Origin of the sequence: Affinundibacterium flavidum, from assembly GCF_014284175.1 — a bacterium.
GTDB classification, from domain to species: Bacteria; Pseudomonadota; Gammaproteobacteria; order Burkholderiales; family Burkholderiaceae_D; genus Undibacterium; species Undibacterium flavidum.
The window spans coordinates 46104-66948 of the sequence record NZ_JACOGA010000018.1 but is presented as its reverse complement, the minus strand read 5'-3'; the positions used below and the strand labels follow the sequence as shown (position 1 = coordinate 66948).

Sequence of the window (20845 nt, the reverse complement as noted above, 5' to 3'; positions counted from 1 at the left end):
CGCATTGCGGCAATTAAGTGGTACAAGACTTATTGGACATCCGCTTTAAGGCATCCGCCACCGTAGGAAACATCAAGCGCGCACCCAATTCCGCTTTGATCCTTTGATTGCGCAAACGGCGAGACTCTGACATAAACGACAACAGCGTAGGAGACACTTGCTTTTCCAATTCAAGCCTCGGCAAGCGTGGTGCACGCGGTAATTGAAAATGGTCGGCAACTTGATCAAAATAGTCGGCCATTTTCAAATCGCTATCATCCACTGCATGATAAACACGATTTGGCCGCGCCCGAAACATTGCCAACTTGATCAGGTTAGCAAGATCTTCTGCATGGATATGGTTGGTGTACACATCATCAGCCTCAATCAAGGCCGGCGTTGCTTTACGTAAGCGTTCAATCGGTAAACGATCCGCCGCATAAATCCCTGGCACGCGCAAAATGGACAACTGACCACCCCGTCGCTTTGCCCATGCACGCAAGATAGCTTCAGCCGACACCCGACGCTTGGCTCTCGCATTATTCGGGTTCAAAGAATGCGTTTCGTCAAACTGCGCGCCACTGCAATCTCCGTACACCCCCGTGGTACTGATATAAACAAGATGCGCCTTCTCAGGTAAAATGGCGGCCAAATGCCGTGTTCTGACATCATTTTCACCATCACTACGCGGCGGTGCCAGGTGCACAATAAAGTTTGCAAGTCCAGCCAATCGCCTCAAAGTATCCGGCTGATCCAAGTCGGCAAATACAGGAACAGCGCCCGCCGCACGCAATTGCGCAAAACGCTCTGAAGCAGCTCCCTGACTGGTCACCGCAAACATCCGAAAACGATCGACCAGATGCGGCAACAAGCGCATGCCAACATCGCCGCAGCCAATAATCAAACAGCGGGGTTTTGCAAATTGGGGGCTACGGACTAGTTCAGAAATGCGTTGCTGCATAGGTTTTTATTTTATTTAAGTTTTTTAAATTCAGGAATCGTATGACGTTTCAAGTAACAATCTCACCAAGTGGTCGGCAATTTAATTGCGATAGCGATGAAACCGTATTGGCGGCTGCCCTACGTGCAGGACTCATTTTGCCATACGGCTGTAAAAATGGTGCGTGCGGGTCATGTAAAGGTAAGGTCAGCAGCGGACAAGTGGTACATGGCAATCATCAACAAAAAGCGCTAAGTGACGAAGAAGAAGCACAAGGCGGCGCATTATTCTGCTGTGCGAAACCTCAATCAGATCTCAGCATCGAAGCCCGCGAAATGTTGGCGGACGACGACTATCCCATCAAAAAACTCCCAAGCCGCATCGCCAAATTGGAAAAATTATCCGATGACGTCATGCTGATTGAGTTGCAATTGCCAGCCAATGAAAAACTCAATTATCGCGCTGGGCAGTACATAGAATTCCTATTAAAAGATGGGAAACGTCGTAGTTATAGTTTGGCGAATGCGCCGCATATCGACGGCCCTCTAAGCTTGCATGTGCGCCACATGCCAGGCGGTTACTTCACCGATCAAGTGTTTTCTACAGTCAAAGAGCGCGACATTATGCGTTTTGAAGGACCGCAAGGCAGTTTTTATCTACGTGAAGAATCCGACAAACCAGTGATTTTATTGGCATCAGGCACGGGCTTCGCCCCAATCAAAGCGATCGTTGAACACTTAATCCACATCGACTCTAAGCGCTCAATTCATTTATATTGGGGTGGTCGTCGTCCGCAAGATCTCTATATGCAGTCACTGTGCGAAGATTGGGCAAGTAAGCTTGAGGATTTCCAATATACGCCCGTGATTTCCGATGCAAAAAATGAAGATAATTGGAACGGTCGTACTGGCTTTGTACATCAAGCTGTGGTCGATGATTACGCTGATTTATCGACGTATCAAGTCTATGCTTGCGGCGCACCTATCGTGGTGGAGTCAGCAAAACGCGACTTTGTAGCGAAGTCGCAATTGCCTGCGGATGAGTTTTATGCAGACGCTTTCACCTCAGAAGCAGATTTAACAAAAAACTAATTTATTTAAATTGATGAAATTATTTTTCATTTTTTTTGATTTATTTCAGTATTGCAGTGCGCAAAACCGCAAAAAAACCGTTACACTACGCCCATGAAAAATTTTACTGACATGTCTTCCCCAAATATCGCTCGACGTCGCAGTTCGCACACCGAGCCTGGGAAGTCTTGCGCGTAAGAAAAGCAAGGTCACGATAAAACCACAGGCTCAACCCCTGTGGTTTTTTTTTGCGCATGTTTGAATTAGGACTTATGCAAAATTGTCCCAGCTAGGCGTGCCGACGAAGACAGTGCTTGAGCACGGCGAGGCGGCGACAACAACGCTGGGACTGTTTTGCGTAAGTTCTATGAATGTCAGTTCTGCGGTAACATCTTCTACCCTACTTTGTATTTATCTTTAAGGAGTTTTGAAATGGAATTTAGTCAGTACAACGTCGACGCCCTGATGTACATCACACCACGTCCTGAGTTGGTGTTTACCGAGGGCCGAGGCATGTGGATGACTGACCATAATGGCAAACGCTACCTCGATTATTTACAGGGCTGGGCAGTCAATTGCCTTGGTCATTCACCAAAATGTATAGAAGATGCGATCGTCGCGCAGGCAGGCAAATTACTAAATCCTTCTCCTGCTTTCTACAATGAAAACATGATCAAGCTGGCCAACCAACTCACACAGCACTCATGCTTTGATCGCGTGTTTTTTGCTAACAGCGGTGCCGAAGCAAATGAAGGTGCGATTAAATTAGCGCGCAAATGGGGTCAAAAAAATAAAAATGGCGCGTTTGAAATCATTACTTTCGATCACGGATTTCATGGCCGTACCTTAGCGACCATGTCCGCATCCGGCAAACCGGGCTGGGATACCATTTTCGCACCTCAGGTAACAGGTTTTCCTAAAGCAGATTTAAACGATATCGCCTCCGTTGAAAAACTCATCAACGATAAAACAGTGGCGGTAATGCTGGAGCCTGTTCAAGGTGAAGGCGGCGTGATTCCTGCAAGTCGCGAATTCATGCAAGCTTTGCGTGCGCTCACTAAGCAACACAATATTTTATTAATCGTCGATGAAGTCCAAACTGGCATGGGACGTACCGGTGAATTGTTCGGCTATCAGCTTTCTGGTATCGAACCAGACATCATGACTTTGGGCAAAGGCATAGGCGGTGGTGTTCCACTCGCTGCTTTGCTAGCGAAAGAAGAAGTCTCGTGCTTTGTTCCAGGTGATCAAGGTGGCACATACAACGGTGCTCCACTAATGACGGCGGTCGGTCTCGCTGTATTAAAGGCCTTAACCGCACCGGGCTTTCTCGATGAAGTGAAAGCCAAGTCAGCCTACTTAAGTCAAGCGCTCAATAAACTTTCCGAACAATTCGGCATGGAAGGCGAACGCGGCGAAGGCCTATTACGTGCGCTGAAATTAGGCAGCGACATTGGTCCACGTTTAGTTGAAGTCGCACGTGATATGGAACCGATTGGCTTATTGATTAATTCTCCGCGCCCTAATTTACTCCGTTTTATGCCAGCACTGAACGTCAGCTACGAAGAAATCGACACCATGATTTCTATGTTGAGCAAAGTCATCCAACAGGTGATAGACGAAAAAGCAGCAGCATCGACGGCATCATAAAACGACAATCTCAGTAAAAATTTAAAATGGCTATCAAACATTATTTACAGGTCTCCGACCTGACTCTCGATGAATACGATTATCTGATGCAGAGAGCTCGTATCATTAAAGATCGTTTTAAGAAATACGAACCTTATCATCCACTCTTAGACAGAACGCTGGTCATGGTATTTGAAAAAAATTCCACCCGTACGCGTTTGAGTTTTGAAGCGGGCATGCACCAACTCGGTGGTGCGGCGATTTATTTGAATACCCGTGACAGCCAACTCGGTCGTGGCGAGCCTGTCGAAGACGCGGGTCAAGTTATGTCACGCATGTGTGACGTCATCATGATCCGTACTTTTGAACAAGAGATGATAGAAAAATTTGCCGCGAATTCCCGTGTGCCTGTCATCAATGGTTTAACCAATCAGCATCACCCATGCCAAGTATTTGCCGATGTGTTCACTTTCATTGAACATCGCGGTTCTATCGCGGGCAAAAAAGTGGCGTGGATAGGCGATGCCAACAATATGCTGTATTCATGGATGCAGGCGGCGAAAGTTTTTGGTTTCCATCTGCATATTTCTACACCTAAAGGTTATGACATTGATCCTGCTTGTGTGACGGTGGAAGCTGAACACTACACGGTGTTCGATAATCCATCCGATGCCTGCGTTGGCGTTGATGCAGTCAATACCGATGTCTGGACCAGCATGGGTTACGAGGCTGAAAATCAAGCCCGTCTCAAAGCCTTTGATGGCTGGATTGTGGATGAAGCAAAAATGGCTCGCGCCAATCCTGAGGCGATTTTTATGCACTGTTTGCCAGCGCATCGTGGTGAAGAAGTTTCCGCTGGCGTGATTGACGGACCGCAATCTGTGGTCTGGGATGAAGCTGAGAATCGCTTGCACGTACAAAAAGCTTTGCTTGAATATTTAGTCATCGGCAAAGTCAATAATTGAATATTTGTGACTATTCAATTTCATTGATAAGAGTAAAAAACCAAACCCCTCAACGCCGAGACGCAGAGGCGCCGAGGGGCGCAGAGAAAAGCGAAGATTTTACTGATTTTCTCCTCGTATCTCCGCGCCTCTGCGTCTCGACGTTGAGAGGTTTTAAACTTTTTTGTAGTGACTGAATAGTTGCGATTATTTAACTTAAATACCCAAAATAGAAATTTTCGTTTTACATACTTTTAGCAAATAGAAAGCACATTATGAGCGACGTCAAAAAAGTAGTTTTAGCGTATTCCGGTGGTCTGGATACTTCCGTGATTTTGAAGTGGTTGCAAGACAACTATAAGTGCGAGATCGTCACCTTCACTGCCGATTTAGGTCAGGGTGAAGAGCTTGAACCAGCACGTGCCAAAGCTTTGAAATTTGGTATTAAGCCTGAGAACATTTTCATCGACGACGTACGCGAAGAATTTGTGCGTGATTTCGTTTTCCCTATGTTCCGTGCAAACACTGTGTATGAAGGTGAATACTTATTGGGCACTTCAATTGCACGTCCATTGATCGCCAAACGTTTGATCGAAATCGCACGTCAAACTGGCGCTGATACGATATCTCACGGCGCGACCGGTAAGGGCAATGATCAGGTTCGTTTCGAACTCGGTGCTTACGCTCTGATGCCTAATGTCAAAGTGATCGCGCCATGGCGTGAATGGGATTTATTGTCGCGTGAAAAATTGATGAAATATGCCGAAGATGCTGGCATAGAAATCGATCAAAAACACAAAAATGGTGGCGCGCCCTACTCCATGGATGCCAACTTGCTGCACATCAGTTTTGAAGGTCGTCATTTGGAAAACCCAAGTGCTGAAGCAGAAGAATCGATGTGGCGTTGGACCGTCAGCCCAGAAGCGGCACCGGATCAAGCTGAATACCTCGATATCGAATACGAAAAAGGCGATATCGTAGCATTGAACGGCGTGCGCATGTCACCAGCAACGGTGCTGACTGAATTGAACCGCCTCGGTGGCAAGCACGGTATCGGTCGTTTGGATCTGGTTGAAAATCGTTTTGTTGGTATGAAGTCACGTGGCTGCTACGAAACACCTGGCGGCACCATCATGTTGCGCGCACATCGTGCGATCGAATCCATCACCTTAGATCGTGAAGTCGCGCATTTGAAAGATGACTTGATGCCACGTTACGCCAGCTTGATTTACAACGGCTACTGGTGGTCACCAGAGCGTTTGGCATTGCAAACTTTGATCGATCACACGCAGCAAAATGTAAATGGCTGGGTACGCGTCAAGCTGTACAAAGGCAATGTGATTACCGTATCGCGTGATTCAAAAACAGACTCTTTATTCGACATGAATATTGCGACATTCGATGAAGATGGCGGCGCTTACAATCAAGCTGATGCAGGTGGCTTCATTAAGCTCAATGCCTTGCGTATGCGCATCGCAGCGAATGCAAAATTGAAGCGCGGTTAATTAATAAATCCATTGCAAAAGCAGTTCTAAAAATTGTAGGGCGGGTGCAACTCGCGCGGTTCATAGGTCGATTTCGCGCGCACCACGTTTTGTCGGCGCGGGTTACACCCTCCCTACTCCTCCACCTAATTATGTCATCATGAGCACACAATTCGATCAAGTCAGCGTCATCAAAAAAGCTAACGTTTATTTCGATGGCAAATGTATTTCTCACACTGTTTTATTTGCTGACGGCAGCAAGAAAACGATAGGCGTGATTTTTCCATCATCTCTCGTTTTCAATACCGCTGCAGCAGAAATTATGGAAATCAATGCGGGTCTATGCCGCATTCGTTTAGCAGGAAATAGCGAATGGCAGAGCTATGGTGCAGGAAAAGAATTTCATGTGCCAGCAAATTCTAGTTTTGAAATTGAGACTTCAGAATTGCTGGATTATGTTTGTCACTTTGTAGCCTAGCAAGTGCCGCTATGTAAGTTGTATCCCAACTTACATAGCCGACTTCACTGCGAACTGAGTACAATCGCTGCTCCAGTTTCTCGCTCCACTCTTGCAAACCTAGTCCAAGACATTTTAGACGTGCTTCATGACTAGCCCAGGCTTGCAAGAAGTGGTCAAATTGCTGCTCACTGGGTTTTGCCAAGATGCTTTTAGAAGTGACATTTCCAAGATAGAGATTTGCCGTATCTATCCATTCAAAGGGACTGGCAACTTTCACGAGATCAAGCCCTATACGACTTGCGCCCAATATGCCACCAATCGCTGCCATCGCATATTTATCCTCATGCGCAATCGATAAAGAATAATAGCGACGCTGATCACCAACACCAATTTCGGCATACGGTGCCTGCCCTTTTTCTGCGTGAATGCGAATATTGTCCTTGTTAATATTCAATGCAGTCGCAAACACTGCACTCACCGCCTGCCGGATTTGTAAGCGAGCATCATCACGCGCACTGTTCTGCGCAATGTCGACACTAATTACAGTCAGACCATTTTGTTGCAGTTGCTCGCAGGCCAGCGCCAATTGATCAGGTAAGCGATAAATCAACATGGTGCAGGCTTTTCTGAAAGCTTAGGCAATTGGTCAAGCAACTGAGGCCGGACAACCGCGCCAACTCGAGTTCGCCGGAATAAATTCCCCCTTCATTACCAACGTTAATGCGCCTAGTTTGGCATCGTCACCAACCACTGCGCTATAGAGAACAAAGCTGCGCGGACCGAGGTACACACGTTCACCGATCAGCACGTGATCAACTTTCATGACGCGATCTTCAAACAAATGCGTTTGCGGACACGCCGCCGCATTGATTTCGCTATACGCACCTATAGTCACGCAATCGAATTCGGTGATGTCGGTGGTATCCAAATACACACCCTTACCGATTTTGGCACCTAACAAATTGAAGGCCAGAGGTAACCAAGGCGTACCTTTCAGATAGCGCATAAAGTTTGGAACAGCGATACCTTCGTAAAGATTGGTAATCGCTTCTGATGACCAGACAAACCAAGTCCACATAGGATGACTGCTTTTCTTGTAACGACCAATCAAAATCCATTTCGCCAAGAAGATAAATACGAAGCAACCTGCGCCATACGACAAGCCAGAAATGACCAGGTAGTACAGAACTTCTAACCAACGTTCTTCTGCCGCTAGCGGCATCAGATCCAGCACAATCGTATAACCAATCGCGATCACCAATGCATGTGGTGCGATGATGCGGAATGCTTCGATTAGGCCGCGCGCGATGCGTCGCCATAAGGACGGCTTAAAGGTCAGGTTTTCGGCAAAGCCTTTGACTTCTTCACGCGCTGGTAAATTCATGGCTGGTGAACCTATCCACGTATTGCCGCTACGCATTGCGCCATTCGCTGGCGCACTTGTATGGACGCCAATCAAGACGTTTTCCGGGATCACAGTTCCATCAGGAATATACGCACCATTGCCAACAAAACTACGGCGTGACACTTCAGTCGCTTGCACCGACATCCAGCCTTGATCTATCTCTTCATCTCCTAGCATGACTGCATCGGCGATAAAGCATTCGTCACCCAAAGTGAGCATATCTGGCACCACGCCAAGGGCAGTAGAAACTTCTGCCCCCTTACCGACTTTCGCACCCAACATGCGGTACCAAAATGGCGAATAAATCGTTGCGTAGACGCCGTGCAAGACATTCAGACTTGATTCCTGAATTTGATTCACAAGCCATTTTCCACAGTACACGTTACTGTGGACGGCATAACGTCCTGGTACCATTTTCGGTAGCAATCCCCAACGTATTCCTGCCGACAAGATCGCCGTACAAACGATCAACACTGCGGTTGCCGGAAATGCAAAAACGAAATATTCGCTTAACTGCAAAGCCACGTCTGCATTCTGCGTACTCGGTAACAACTCCAAAGTATCTAACCAATCAATCAGAATAAACGTCGGGAAAACAGGCAGGAAAAACAAGGCAGAAATACTCAAGCTGCCCAAGATAAAAAACATTGCTTCACCGGTTTGGCGCAGGCGACTGACCACTGGGCGCGGCGGTAAAGCTTGAGGATCAAACATGCCGACATCACGCGCTGGAGAGCCTTCCCACATGCGATTTTCTGGGATCTTTTGCCCATCCACCAAACAAGATTGCCCGGCCAGATGTGCCTGCTGCTCGATACAAGTACCGCCCTCAACGACAGCATACGAACCAACGTAGGCATTTGCACCGATATCAATTCGGCCTAAATGTAAGTAGCCTTTTTCGACGCGCGCGTTTTCAAAATTACAGGCATTACCTATGCTGACGCCATCTTCAATTTTCAATAGATCAGCGGCACGTAAAGTGATAGAACCAATCAATACCTCATCACCAATTTTTGCACCCAATGCTCTTAACCACCAGGTGTAAATCGATGAACCGCTGAGCATATACGCAGGCGCAGCTTCAATCACTCTGTCAACTAGCCACCAACGGAAATAAGTCATTCCCCACAAAGGATATTTGCCCGGCGTTAAGCGCCCGAGTATCAACCACTTCGCGCCAATCGCCAGAAAGAATTCGGCAACAGTCACCAACAAAAAACATCCGAGTGAAAGCGCTACCGCACGTGGAATCGAATCTTCGCTGTCACCAGTAAAGAAGTGATAGGCAAAAAATGGCGTCAACCATTGCAGCATACGGAAGGCAACCAGACACGGTATCATCGTCGCTTGCGCAAGGCCACATACCCAACGTTTGACCGACGATGGTGGCTCCCATGATTCGGCGGCTTGAGTTTGGTCCGTTGCTTTAATCAAACCTTCTTGCATCACGGTGGCGATTTGCCCCAATCTGCGTTGTTGGTAGATATCACTGATTTTAAAGTAGGCAAAGCGGGCATCCAAGCGCAAGGATGACACTAAGCGTGCCGCCATTAATGAGTGTCCGCCGAGATCAGTAAAAAAATCAGCGTCACGACGAATTGCCTGACCAGGGAATAAGCGCGTCATAGCCTCAAACAAGCAAGACTCCGCTTCGGTTTCTGGCAAATCACTTTCCGACGATGACGCCTGTACCGCTAGCTCCTGTGCTTTCAAAGTCTTACGATCAATTTTGCCTGAACTTAGGCGTGGCATTTCTTCTAAAAATTCATAGCGGGTTGGCACCATGTAGGCTGGCAAACTTTGCGCCAATGCTTGACGCAAGTTGCTGCCGTTGACCGCTTCCAGATCAGCACCAATTTCACGAACGATGAAGGCAATCAATTGATCGATACCCTGCTCTGAACGCAAAATCACTGCGACCGTACCCACACCATTTTGCTGTGCTAACACCGCTTCGATTTCGCCCAACTCGACTCGAAAACCGCGTATCTTTACTTGATCATCAGCACGTCCCAGACATTGCACCGTGCCATCTTCGCCGATTTTGGCCAAATCACCAGTGCGATAAATTTTGCCGTTAATAGGATCATTTGCCCAAGGATTGGCCAAGAATTTTTCTGCGGTCAAATCAGGTCGTCCAAGGTAGCCCGCCGAAACACCCGGTCCAAAAATACAAAGCTCACCTGTCTCACCACGTGCTAATAAACGCAAGCCCTTATCAACTTCAGGATCAATCACCAACAAACCATAATTCGGCAATGGAATACCTATCGTCACTGGCTCACCTGCATGCAATGGTGCCAAACTGGCAGACACCGTTGCTTCAGTCGGGCCATAGGTATTAAACATTTGACGACCATTGACCGCCCATCGATCCACCAGACTAGCCGGACACATCTCACCACCGAGATTAATCAAACGCAGGCAAGGCACGTCAATGCTGAACAAGGCCAGCAGCGTAGGCACTGCATGTAACACTGTAATTTGATTGGCGATTAGCGCACGTGGCAAGGCATCAGGATCGAGTGCAACTTCTTTTGGCGCTATCCATAAAGTTGCGCCGACTAAGTAACTAATCCAGATTTCTTCAAATGACATATCGAATGCCACTGAAAAACCCTGGTAAACGCGATCATTACCTGTAATTCCTAAGACGCTATTTTCACTGCGTAAAAAATGGCAAATACTGCCTTGATTAATGACGATGCCTTTTGGCTTACCAGTTGAACCAGATGTATAAATAACATAGGCAGGATCATTTACATTGACGGCACTACGTCTCTGTAACCCACCCACTAAAGCACTAGATAGACTTGCAGAAGTAAAAATCGGCTGAGTTAATTGTTCAAGCTGCGGCAAGAATTCTTCGACTGTGATCAAGCCAACCGCTTGTGCGTCTTCCAAACAAACCGCTATGCGATCGACTGGCACTTCCGCATCAAATGGCAACCAGGCCGCACCTGATTTGGCAATGCCCGCTTGCATCACTAACAGTTCGACTCCACGCGGCAGCCATAAGCCCAGAATATCTCCTGGTTTGATTCCTGCATTGATCAAGTGACTCGCTACCAAATCGGCACGCGCACCAAGATCAGCATAAGTGATTTGCTCGCTGTCGCTGGACAGCGCGATTTTTTCTGGAGACGCTAGGATGGTGGCTTCGAGCAGATCGGCTAAACATTCCGCTTTAATTAATTCTGGCTGTACTTGTCCGTACAAAATATTGGCATCAGATTTCATTGTTTCTTTTTTCTTGGATGGGATGAATCCACATCGTTTTCTACATTTTGACGTCGAATTTTATTTCTATATTGAGCGCAATTTAAATGGAACCAAATGTCTACACAAACACAGGCTCAACTTCGAGATTAACACTAAATTTTTTGAATACGTCTGCTTGAATTTCTTGCGCCAAAGCTCTGACCGCAGCACCAGTTGCGCCGCCAAGATTGATCAGTACCAAAGCCTGTTTTTCGTAAACGCCAACGGTCTCGCCAGAATGACCTTTCCAACCACATTGATCGATCAACCAACCTGCCGCCAATTTGAAGTCGCCATTGGTTTGCGGATAACTGACGCAATCAGGATATTGCTGCAAGAGTTGATTTCGTAGTTCGGCAGGCACGATAGGGTTTTTAAAAAAACTTCCGGCGTTCCCGATCACCGCTGGATCTGGCAATTTGCTCTGACGTATGGCGATAATCGCATTGCTGACATCGATCGGCGCTGGTGTTGCGATATCACGATCGTGCAAAAATTTCGCTACATCGCCATAACTCAAACGCGGCTGCCATTGTTTAGGCAAAGCAAAACTCACGTCGATGATCACATAACGATCTTGCTCGCCGCTTTTGAAAATACTATCGCGATAACCGAAAGCGCAATCTTGCTTTAGAAACGTCTTTAGTTCACCGCTTACAAAATCAAAAGCAGTCAGGCTATAAAAATAGTCTTGCATCTCGAGGCCGTAGGCACCGATGTTTTGTATCGGTGAAGCGCCAACTGTTCCGGGAATTAAAGAGAGATTTTCTAGGCCGCCATAGCCTTGCGTTAATGTCCAAAGCACAAAGGCATGCCAATTTTCACCGGCGCCGGAGCGAATAATATAATTTTCATCCGTCTCACAGACCATTTCGCGCCCCATGATTGCCATTTGAATCACTAGATGTGGCAAGCGATCGGACAAAATAACATTGCTCCCGCCGCCGAGCACAAAACGCGGCAAGCTACCGAGCAACGTATCTGCAAGAATTTGCGTGCGCAAAGCTTGCAATTGTGCGAGGTTTTCAATACGCACAAACCGATGCGCGCGAGCGTTAATTCCAAAGCTATTTAAGCTATGCAGTGAGACATCTTGCTGTAGTGTAAATTCAGGTTTCATAGAGACAAGATTATAGTCGGGAATAAGCGAATTCCCTTTAGTTTCAGCGCAAATTGCCTGTAAAGTCAGTGTTAGTTTTTGTTAAAATAGCGTCACTGTAAGGAAAATGGATCGTTTCACCTTATTTCCTTCGCGCCAGTGCACATCTGGTGCGAGCAATATTCAAAATCTTCAATTAATCAGTTAGGAAAACCCATGCCATCATTTGATACTGTCTCTGAAGCCAATATGGAAGAGGTCAAAAACGCGATCACACAAACCAATAAGGTTGTGACGAATCGCTTTGATTTAAAAGGTACCAGTGCCAAAGTTGAATTGAAAGACAAAGAGCGCGAAATTACGATTTTTGGCGACTCCGACTTTCACCTTGATCAAATCATGATCGAAGTCACACAAACCATGGGGAAACGCGGCGTTGATGTACGTTTTCTTGACATCGGCGATGTACAAAAGATCGGCGGTGACAAAGTAAAGAAAGTGATCAAGGTCAAAAACGGCATACAAACTGAAGATGCAAAGAAGATCGTCAAAGTCATTAAAGACAGCAAAATGAAAGTTCAAGCGAGCATACAAGGCGACGCAGTTCGCGTTACTGGTGCTAAGCGTGACGATTTACAAGCTGCGATGGCAATGTTGCGCAAAGAGATTAAAGACTTGCCACTGGAATTTAATAATTTCCGCGATTAATCCAATCGAGCACGTATCTTAGTGAACGGTATATGGAAAACTTAGTGGATGGTAGCTTTAGCACACGCGACAACTTGGTTTTCCTATAGACGTTGCATCTCATGGATTTCAGCTTACGGATCTGAATAATGAACGATAAAATATTCAACACTTTGTCGGCAACTACTATTCGATCTGTATTGCTGTTCAGTCTTGCGTCTTTCGGCAATTTGCTATCATCAGAAGGTGCTCAGGCGAGTGAATTTAGTTTGGTCGCATTAAGCAACGGCAAAGCCATGCTGGTCGTCGACGACAAGCTACCCAAGATGTATGCGGTAGGAAGCATGATCACCGCGACCAGTAAGCTAATTTCAACGAATAGCAATAGCGCTACCATTGAAGTAGATGGGAAAAAGCAAACGGTGTTTTTGGGACATGCGGTGCTCCGCAGTGAACCTAATAAGAATAGCAGCGTCACTTTACAAGCTAGCGAAAACGGGCATTTTTTCACAGAAGGAAAAATCAACGGCGGTAGTAATATTCGTATGCTGGTTGATACAGGTGCGAGTTTTGTATCGATGTCGGCCAACGATGCCCGACGCTTGGGAATTGATTACAAAAAAGGAACACCTTCTCGAACCAGTACCGCTAATGGAATTGTTCCAACCTATTTGGTCAGACTCGATTCCATCAAAATCGGCGACATAGAATTATTTCAAGTCGATGCCTCAGTCCAAGAAAATGATCTCGGCATCTGCTTACTTGGAATGTCATTTCTTAAACGAGTAAGTATGGTACGAGAAGGACAGCAAATGATTCTTACGAAAAAATTGTAAATCACACAAATAAATAACGTTAATCTCGAGCAATCTCACAGAACGCACTAGTTCTTGTTCCCCAACTGATAAGTCATACGCATATTGTTTTGAACACTGTTCACTTGCTGGACTGATGCGACTTTTTGTGGAGTCGATTTTTGTGCAACTAAACCAGTGCTCGCAATATTGCTTGCTTGTGCTTGCAACATACCCCAACTTGCTGCACCAACCATGCCAATACTCATTAGTACGCTAAACAAAACTGGTGAGCGTAATGAACGGTTTTTCTTTAAAATTGTTAAAGCTTTCAAAGGAACAGGTACGGGTGATGCTTGCAGCACTTCTTTTGCACGATTGCACCATTGTTGATGACTGCCCTGCTCTAGCGTTAGACGATCTAATAATTGTTTAGTCAACTCTTCAGCGGCGCGTTTTTCAGCTTCTATTTGCTGTTGTAAGGCGATAGAATTTTCCTTTTGAATCTCTTTGTGCATTTCTACTTCGTGTTGCAATTTTGCCGTGAGTGCTGCTGATTTTTCTAGCAAGGCTTGTTCTTCTGCGCACTTTGCATTTGCCACAGCCAAGGCATTTTGTTCTTGTTGCAAACGCTCTTGCATTAATTTTTGAGCTTGCTGTTCACGCTCCAAACGCTCTGCATTCATTTGACGTACATGTTGCGCTTCCACGATTTGTTCAGCTAACAATGCAGCGATATGCTTTTCTACTTCCACATTGTCGCTTTCCATATCTGCCAATTGCTCTTGCTGAATACGGTTTTGTTGATTTGCATTGGACTGCAAATCATCTTGTTCTGCTTTTGCACTAATCGCTAGCGTCAACGCTAATTCTGTTTCAAATTTTTGTTGTTCAATCGTTGCCGCCTGACGTTCTGCGGCCAAACGCTCTTGCGCCTGCACCAAAGCCTGATGTTCTAAATCAGCACGGCGTTTAGATTCGGCCAAAATTAAAGTCTCGGCTTCCAACTTCATTTCAATATCTAACAAAGTGGATTGATGTAAGGCGGCCAATTCTTGCTCTACCAATAATTGTTCTTGTGCCTTAGTCGTTGCGGCAGTTTCCAATTCCAAACGGGTCATTTGTTCCTGTTGCAGGCTCAACAGTTGGTTGGCAAGGGTCTGTGCAGTTGCGGTTAATTCATATTCCAATTGTGTTTGCTGTTCAGCCAGTACTCTGGCTTCATTTTCGGCAGCAAAACGATTTTGAATTGCAATTCTCGCTTCTTGTTCGGCCATCACGCGACTTTCGCATTCTTGCAAATAGGCTTGCTCTGCGACTATGCGTTTTTGCGTCTCATCGGCGAGATATTTTTCGGCGATCGCTTTTTGCTGCAGCAACTGCAACTCCTGCGTTTCAAAGGCGATTCTTTGTTCTTCATATTGTTGCAGTTCTTGTGACTGGGCTAATCTAGCCTCAACCAAGCTGAGTGCCGTCTTTTGAGCCGCTGTATGTTCGCGTGAACTGGCCAATAATGCGTTTTCTGTGGCAAATTTGGCTTGCGTGATCTCAGCTGCCAACACTTCATCTTCTGCACGTTGGCGTTCAGTTTCCGCCAACATCGATTCAATACGCAATCTCTCGTTTAAGGCGAACATGGCACGTTGTTCGTCTTCGATTTTTTGTTGTATGGCGGCGTTGAGTTGGGCTTCGACGCGAGAGGATTCCTCTGCGACCGCAATTGAGTTGATCAAGGATTGATTTTTTTGCTCCAAAGACGCACTGGCTTGCTGACGTGCACAGGCTTCTTTTTCAGCCAAGGTCAAATAGCTCGCTTCTTCAAGATTAAGTTTTTCAAGTTCAATGCGGGCTTGTTCATCTAATTTTTGGCGTTGGATTGCCAGGTGCATTTTTTCTTCTTCGGTCGCGATTAACTTTGTTGCCTCGTCTAGCGCATTTTTTTCTGCGGTTTGAGAAAAGGCTAATGCGCTCAAAGCTTCTTTTTCTTTTTCTATGCGTTCTTCGTGCAATCGATGCAAGTTCAATTCTTGCTCTACACGCTCTTGCATGAAGCTTGCGAAAAGATGTTGTGCGTCGGCATTGGCAGCGAGTGCTTCATGCAATGCCAACTCTTTACTTAAAGCAAATTCTGCATCTCGTTTTGCCTGTTGTGTTTTTTCCTCGTTGATCGTGGCATTACGCAAAGCTTGTTGTTCAAGGCTTTGTTGTTCGCACAAGGTTTGCAGTGTTGTTTGTTCTAAACTGATTTTCTCATTGGTTGTTGACAACAATGCTTGATCGGCAGCACAGCGATCTTGTGCTACTTTTTCTAACTCTGCGATGCGCTGTTTCTTTTGAATGAGCACTTGGCGTGCATGATCCTGCAAGTCGGCATAGGCTTTTGCTTTGGCGTGCAACTCTTGTTCTTCTTGTAGTTTCTCTTGCTCCAGGCGCTTCGCTTCTGATTCGATCCGCGCACGCTCTTCAACTAAGATTGAATTTTGTTTTTCTAATGCCAGTTTTTCTTCTGTATCTGCGGCGCTCAAACGCTCTTGTTCCAGGCGTTGCTGTTTTAATTGCGCTTCTTGTTGAGCGGCTTCTTTTTGTTGCAGTTCTAAAGCAGTGATTTCTTCCAGGGATTTTAAGGCTGTATGTTGCGCTTGTAATTTTGTTTTTTCAATTTCTGTCAACTCGTATGCGCGTTTAGCACGCAATTCTGTCGCCTCTTTTATCTGTTGTTCGAGTTGAATTTTTGCTTGATTTTGTGCGATCAATGCTTGCTCAGCGACTGCCTTTTCTTCAGCGAGCTGACGCATTTTTTGTTCAGATTCTAAACGCTCTTGATTTAAGCGAACTTCATTTTGTTCTGCTTCAGATTTCGCCGCGATCTCTGCGATCATTTTTTTCTCTACAGCTTTTTTCTCTTCGATCAACGCCAATTTACGCAATTCTTCTTGCTCGCGTTGACGCATCAATTTAGTCAATTCGACCGCCTCAGTCGCTTTGGATTTAGCAACTGTCGCAGTTTGCCTTTGTAATTCGGCGTGCTCAGTCATTTTCTGCAGGCGTAGTTGCTCGGCTTGCAGCAATTGCTGGCGGGCGAGCTTCGATTCTTTTTCTTTTTCTTGACGAGCGAACAGCATCTGCGCGTGCTCACGGTCTGCTTTTGCGCGCGCTAACACTTGCTCTGCGGCTTGACGTTCTGCTTCTAATTTTTCTTGATTCGCTAAGGCTGCATTGCGTTCTGCTTCTAAACGCAATTGTTCCGCCTTAGTCATTTCGACGACTTGACGCGCTTTCAATAGTGTCAAGGCTGCGGCCTTGCATTGCAATTCTGCTTGTACTTGCGCCTGCTCGATGGCTTGACGTTCAGCTTCAGTACTTGCTTCTAAAGCTTGTTGCTGTTGGCGCTCTAACTCTTCTTTTTGCGCAGCTAATGCAATGGCTTCCTCTTCGGCTTTTAATCTTGCCACGGCAGCTTGTTCTGCATCTTTCTCGCTGGCGAGTTTTTCTTGCGACGCCAATAAGAGTTTTTCTGCAGATTCTGCACGACGCTTTTCAAGCATTAACTTTTCTTGAATCAATTCAAGTGCTCTACCTTCAGCATCAACGCGTGCTTGCTGTGTTTCCAGTAGAGCTTGCGTATCTTGATTTTTTTGAATCGCAATCATCGCTAATTGCTGGCCCAATTTCACATTTTCGACTGTATTTTCCAGCGCAATTTTTTCGGCGACTACCTTTGTTTCTTGCGCAATACGGATTGCCTGTTGCGCTTGATGCTTCATATTCAAAACTTCGACCTGCGTTTCTTCTACCTTCGCGATAGTCTCCGCTTCTTCTGTGACTTTTTTCTCGACTAAGACTTTAGCTTGAATCGCATTGGCAGCGCGCTGTTCTGCTTCTGCGCGCAATTTTTCTGCTTTAGCTAATTCAATGACGCTTTTCGCCTTAGAGTTCGCTGCTTGATTAGCACGTTTGAGATATTCGGTTTGCATCGCAATGGCAGCGAGTGCTTTCTGCTCTGCATCCGCTTTTTCTTTGGCGAGTTGAACTGCTTCACGTTCCAATGTGGCTTTTTCTTTCGCGTATTTTTCAGCGCGTTCTTCTTCTTCGCGACGTTGTCTTGCCATTTGTGCGGCTTCTAACTCCGTTTGGCGGCGACGTTTTGCCTCTTCGTTAGCTTGTTCTTCCGCCTCTAAACGGGCTCGTGCATTGGCATCTGCATATTGTTCTGTTTCAACCCGCATTAAGGCTTTTGATTGCAATTCCTTTTCTGCTTCTATCCGTGATTCGGTCGCATAGCGAATTTTTTCTTCGGCTTCACTGCGTGCCAACGCTGCTTCTGCTGCAATTTTTTCAGCTTGTTCACGACGGTTTGCTGCGGCTAACAAGGCTTCTTCGGCTTGTAAGCGAAGTTGAATCGCATCGGCAGCACGCTTTTCGGAATCAACGCGTGCTTGAGCGATCGCTTCATATTCGCGCTCTAAAACGGCGCGTCCACGTGCTTCTTCGCGCGCTCTGATTTCTAGTGGAGTACGGCTTAAAGACACTTCGAGGGCGATTGCTTCTGCTTGATCGCGTTCACGATTGATTTGTTGCGATTCATTACGCACCTTTGCCAGACGTTCGGCATTCAAACGGGCTTCGCGGTCTTGACGTTCACGTTCTCTGGCTTGTTCGGCAATGCGTGCATCGACTCTGGCACGTTCTATAGCTTCCTGTTTGGCGGCATAAGATGCAGCGGCACGTTCCGCAGCCCATTGTTTGGCATTTTCTGCTTCAACCGCGAGTTGTTCTGCATCCACTTTCGCTTTGAAATTAAGCTGAGTGTCAATTTTGATTTGTTCTATCACTAAATCTTTTGCATTTTGTTCGTTCTTGAAACGCAATCCAGCTTGAAACTTGGCTTCTTGCTTGAGTAAATTGTGCTCTTCTGCACTGGCTATTTCTTGAATTTCCGTCGGGGCTAAGTCCTCAACAGAATCCGCTATCGTCGTTGCGGGTCTGTTTGTATCTTCTATCTGTGCTATCTGCGCCTCGGCAGCTTCAACTTTGGCGATGGCTGCACGGATTCCCTTAATATCTATCCGTGCGTGCGAGGCAAGACTGTCATCATTGACCAAATCGAACGCCTCATTGTGATGGTCGTCAATCGCCATTGCGCCCATTGAGAGTCGGTTAAGTATCATTTGATTGTCATTCATTGCACACCTCATGGTTGAGTAGTTCCAAATCCTCAATGTGAAACCCGCTATGCGCTTTACATTGAGATTTATGTAGCTTGAATTATCAACGAAAGAATTTAAAACGAAGTCAGAAGCAGAACGGGAAAAAGCCCGCAATTCGGTGCTTTATCAAAAATTGCTAGTGCGGACTGTATTGCACGATAAGGACTACATAAGCTCAATATGAGTTTATGAAGAGAATATCTAAGTAGAATCTGCTTCGATACCGAAATTGCAAGTAAAATCCTCAGCTTTATCTCTACATTGCGTGCGCTATCTATGACTATCAACAACGAGTATTTGATTGAATCAAAATTACCCCAAGTTAAAACAACGATATTCGCCACAATGTCAACGTTGGCGCAGAAACATCAGGCGATCAATCTCGGCCAAGGCTTCCCTGATTTTAGTTGTGATAGCTCGCTTATAGAATATGTGAACCAGGCGATGCTTGCCGGGCATAATCAATATCCCCCTATGACAGGTGTGCCTGCCTTGAGGCAAGCGATCGCAGAGAAAGTATTAAATTTATATCATGCAAAGTATGATGTAGACACTGAAATTACGGTAACGGCCGGTGCCACACAAGCGATCATGACGAGTATTCTTGCCTGCGTTCATCCAGGCGATGAAGTGATCGTAATTGAGCCAGCTTATGATAGCTATATCCCAACGATAGAATTGGCGGGTGGGATTCCGGTGTTAGTTGGAATGAAATTGGAAAATGCACAATTTTCTATAGATTGGGATTTATTAGCGACAAAAATTAATCCTAAAACACGTTTAATATTAATTAATTCACCACACAACCCAACTGGAATGTCGCTCACGTCGAATGATTTTGAGATGTTGGCGAATTTAATTAGAAATACCAAAATATTATTAATTTCGGATGAAGTCTATGAGCACATGGTGTTTGATGGGAAAGCTCATTTATCCATCGCCTCGCATCCAGAGCTAGCTCAACGTAGCTTTATTATTTCCAGTTTTGGGAAAACCTATCATGTGACGGGATGGAAAGTTGGCTATGTTTTGGCACCGAAAGCCTTGACGACCGAATTTCGAAAAGTTCATCAATTCAATGTATTTACAGTCAATACACCAATGCAATTAGGCATCGCCAATTACATGCAAAATGCTGAGCACCATTTAAACTTGCCGCATTTCTATCAAGCGAAGCGCGATTATTTTCGTCATGCATTGGCAGATTCCCGATTTCAACTTTTGCCTGTTAGCGGGACTTATTTTCAATGCGTCGATTACTCTGCTATCTCAGACGAATCGGAAATTAACTTTGCAACCTGGTTAACGCAAGAGATAGGTGTGGCAGCGATCCCGGTTTCGGCGTTTTATCGAGAGCAAACACAAAACCGGTTGGTGCGTTTTTGTTTTGCGAAACAAGAAAAAACCTTGGATGCGGCCTTAGAACGTCTCTTAAAGATCTAGTTTTTGTCGGCTTGCTCTTGAGACTTCGCGACGCGGGATCGTCTAAGGAAGGATTTGGCTTCAATACTGATTTGACGCAGTATTTCTTGCAATTGACGTTTCTTTAGACGTACGTCGAGCAGACAGGAATTGGTAAAGAAGTTTTCGTGACAGGCGACTTCTTTAGCCTGTAAATGACTTTGCACTTGGCTTTGCACTAATTCCAACTTGCTCAATGCCAATTCTGCCAATTCCGTTGTCGCAATGGAGCCTCGTGCAAATTCTTTATCCAGTTCCGCTACGATGGCATCAATCGATGCTTTATCTATGTTGGTATCTGCGTTGGCGTCTGCGTTTCTAGTTGATTGAGCCGCTGTCGATGAGCAGGCGACGCACAGCAACAGGCAAATCAATACCAGCTTGTTCCCTATCGCCAGTCCTTCATGCTTAATATTCATAGT

14 protein-coding genes are annotated in these 20845 nt (G+C 45.9%); 8 read left to right on the top strand and 6 right to left on the bottom strand.

From position 1 onward, the window contains the following. Positions 1 to 13 precede the first annotated feature (13 nt). Positions 14 to 940 carry an SDR family oxidoreductase gene (locus tag H8K55_RS17570; protein ID WP_186943366.1) on the bottom strand — a complete coding sequence of 309 codons (927 nt, stop codon included), beginning with the start codon at positions 938 to 940 and terminating at the stop codon, positions 14 to 16. A 41-nt stretch (positions 941 to 981) separates the two neighbouring features. Between H8K55_RS17570 and H8K55_RS17565 the strand changes: the two genes are divergently transcribed. From H8K55_RS17565 to ppnP, 5 genes are all read left to right on the top strand, one after another. Next, positions 982 to 2010: a CDP-6-deoxy-delta-3,4-glucoseen reductase gene (locus H8K55_RS17565; protein WP_186943365.1), complete on the top strand. Its 1029-nt coding sequence runs from the start codon at positions 982 to 984 to the stop codon at positions 2008 to 2010. A 411-nt stretch (positions 2011 to 2421) separates the two neighbouring features. Then, positions 2422 to 3639, top strand: coding sequence for an acetylornithine transaminase (locus tag H8K55_RS17560; RefSeq protein ID WP_186943364.1), 1218 nt, complete (start codon positions 2422 to 2424; stop codon positions 3637 to 3639). Positions 3640 to 3665: 26 nt separating this feature from the next. Further along, on the top strand, positions 3666 to 4583 hold the full coding sequence (gene argF / locus H8K55_RS17555; RefSeq protein WP_186943363.1) for an ornithine carbamoyltransferase: 918 nt from the start codon (positions 3666 to 3668) through the stop codon (positions 4581 to 4583). A 254-nt stretch (positions 4584 to 4837) separates the two neighbouring features. After that, entirely contained in the window at positions 4838 to 6067 is a 1230-nt protein-coding gene (locus H8K55_RS17550) for an argininosuccinate synthase (protein WP_186943362.1), read from the top strand. A gap of 139 nt (positions 6068 to 6206) precedes the next feature. Then, the gene (gene ppnP, locus H8K55_RS17545) at positions 6207 to 6524 is read left to right on the top strand and encodes a pyrimidine/purine nucleoside phosphorylase (protein ID WP_186943361.1); all 318 of its coding nucleotides are present in this window, start codon (positions 6207 to 6209) and stop codon (positions 6522 to 6524) included. On the opposite strand, the gene H8K55_RS17540 is transcribed toward ppnP, so the two are convergent. The 3 genes from H8K55_RS17540 to murB all read right to left on the bottom strand — a co-directional run bounded on the left by H8K55_RS17540 (position 6466) and on the right by murB (position 12295). Beyond that, positions 6466 to 7119, bottom strand: a complete 654-nt coding sequence (locus tag H8K55_RS17540; RefSeq protein WP_186943360.1) for a 4'-phosphopantetheinyl transferase superfamily protein — start codon at positions 7117 to 7119, stop codon at positions 6466 to 6468. The two genes, ppnP and H8K55_RS17540, sit on opposite strands and share 59 nt — an antisense overlap. A gap of 33 nt (positions 7120 to 7152) precedes the next feature. After that, complete coding sequence (locus H8K55_RS17535; protein ID WP_186943359.1) at positions 7153 to 11154, bottom strand: Pls/PosA family non-ribosomal peptide synthetase; 4002 nt, start codon at positions 11152 to 11154, stop codon at positions 7153 to 7155. A 100-nt stretch (positions 11155 to 11254) separates the two neighbouring features. Then, positions 11255 to 12295 (bottom strand): UDP-N-acetylmuramate dehydrogenase, encoded by a 1041-nt coding sequence (gene murB, locus H8K55_RS17530; RefSeq protein ID WP_186943358.1) that lies wholly within the window; start codon positions 12293 to 12295, stop codon positions 11255 to 11257. A 195-nt stretch (positions 12296 to 12490) separates the two neighbouring features. On the opposite strand from murB, the gene H8K55_RS17525 reads away from it, so the two are divergent. Further along, positions 12491 to 12982, top strand: a complete 492-nt coding sequence (locus H8K55_RS17525) for a YajQ family cyclic di-GMP-binding protein (protein WP_186889407.1) — start codon at positions 12491 to 12493, stop codon at positions 12980 to 12982. A 128-nt stretch (positions 12983 to 13110) separates the two neighbouring features. Beyond that, positions 13111 to 13797, top strand: a complete 687-nt coding sequence (locus H8K55_RS17520) for a retropepsin-like aspartic protease family protein (protein WP_186943357.1) — start codon at positions 13111 to 13113, stop codon at positions 13795 to 13797. A gap of 47 nt (positions 13798 to 13844) precedes the next feature. Here H8K55_RS17520 and H8K55_RS17515 read toward each other — a convergent pair whose 3' ends face one another. Further along, on the bottom strand, positions 13845 to 18938 hold the full coding sequence (locus H8K55_RS17515; RefSeq protein ID WP_186943356.1) for a hypothetical protein: 5094 nt from the start codon (positions 18936 to 18938) through the stop codon (positions 13845 to 13847). Positions 18939 to 19238: 300 nt separating this feature from the next. Between H8K55_RS17515 and H8K55_RS17510 the strand changes: the two genes are divergently transcribed. Continuing rightward, complete coding sequence (locus H8K55_RS17510) at positions 19239 to 20405, top strand: pyridoxal phosphate-dependent aminotransferase (RefSeq protein WP_186943355.1); 1167 nt, start codon at positions 19239 to 19241, stop codon at positions 20403 to 20405. Here the strand turns inward: H8K55_RS17510 and H8K55_RS17505 are convergent. After that, complete coding sequence (locus H8K55_RS17505) at positions 20402 to 20842, bottom strand: hypothetical protein (RefSeq protein ID WP_186943354.1); 441 nt, start codon at positions 20840 to 20842, stop codon at positions 20402 to 20404. The genes H8K55_RS17510 and H8K55_RS17505 overlap by 4 nt on opposite strands. Between the last annotated feature and the right edge of the window lie 3 nt (positions 20843 to 20845).

Excerpts from the sequence above, each read along its gene's own strand:
- H8K55_RS17570 (WP_186943366.1), bottom strand. The coding sequence starts at position 940 with ATGCAGCAACGCATTTCTGAACTAGTCCGTAGCCCCCAATTTGCAAAA.
- H8K55_RS17565 (WP_186943365.1), top strand. The coding sequence starts at position 982 with ATGACGTTTCAAGTAACAATCTCACCAAGTGGTCGGCAATTTAATTGC.
- H8K55_RS17560 (WP_186943364.1), top strand. The coding sequence starts at position 2,422 with ATGGAATTTAGTCAGTACAACGTCGACGCCCTGATGTACATCACACCA.
- argF (WP_186943363.1), top strand. The coding sequence starts at position 3,666 with ATGGCTATCAAACATTATTTACAGGTCTCCGACCTGACTCTCGATGAA.
- H8K55_RS17550 (WP_186943362.1), top strand. The coding sequence starts at position 4,838 with ATGAGCGACGTCAAAAAAGTAGTTTTAGCGTATTCCGGTGGTCTGGAT.
- ppnP (WP_186943361.1), top strand. The coding sequence starts at position 6,207 with ATGAGCACACAATTCGATCAAGTCAGCGTCATCAAAAAAGCTAACGTT.
- H8K55_RS17540 (WP_186943360.1), bottom strand. The coding sequence starts at position 7,119 with ATGTTGATTTATCGCTTACCTGATCAATTGGCGCTGGCCTGCGAGCAA.
- H8K55_RS17535 (WP_186943359.1), bottom strand. The coding sequence starts at position 11,154 with ATGAAATCTGATGCCAATATTTTGTACGGACAAGTACAGCCAGAATTA.
- murB (WP_186943358.1), bottom strand. The coding sequence starts at position 12,295 with ATGAAACCTGAATTTACACTACAGCAAGATGTCTCACTGCATAGCTTA.
- H8K55_RS17525 (WP_186889407.1), top strand. The coding sequence starts at position 12,491 with ATGCCATCATTTGATACTGTCTCTGAAGCCAATATGGAAGAGGTCAAA.
- H8K55_RS17520 (WP_186943357.1), top strand. The coding sequence starts at position 13,111 with ATGAACGATAAAATATTCAACACTTTGTCGGCAACTACTATTCGATCT.
- H8K55_RS17515 (WP_186943356.1), bottom strand. The coding sequence starts at position 18,938 with ATGAATGACAATCAAATGATACTTAACCGACTCTCAATGGGCGCAATG.
- H8K55_RS17510 (WP_186943355.1), top strand. The coding sequence starts at position 19,239 with ATGACTATCAACAACGAGTATTTGATTGAATCAAAATTACCCCAAGTT.
- H8K55_RS17505 (WP_186943354.1), bottom strand. The coding sequence starts at position 20,842 with ATGAATATTAAGCATGAAGGACTGGCGATAGGGAACAAGCTGGTATTG.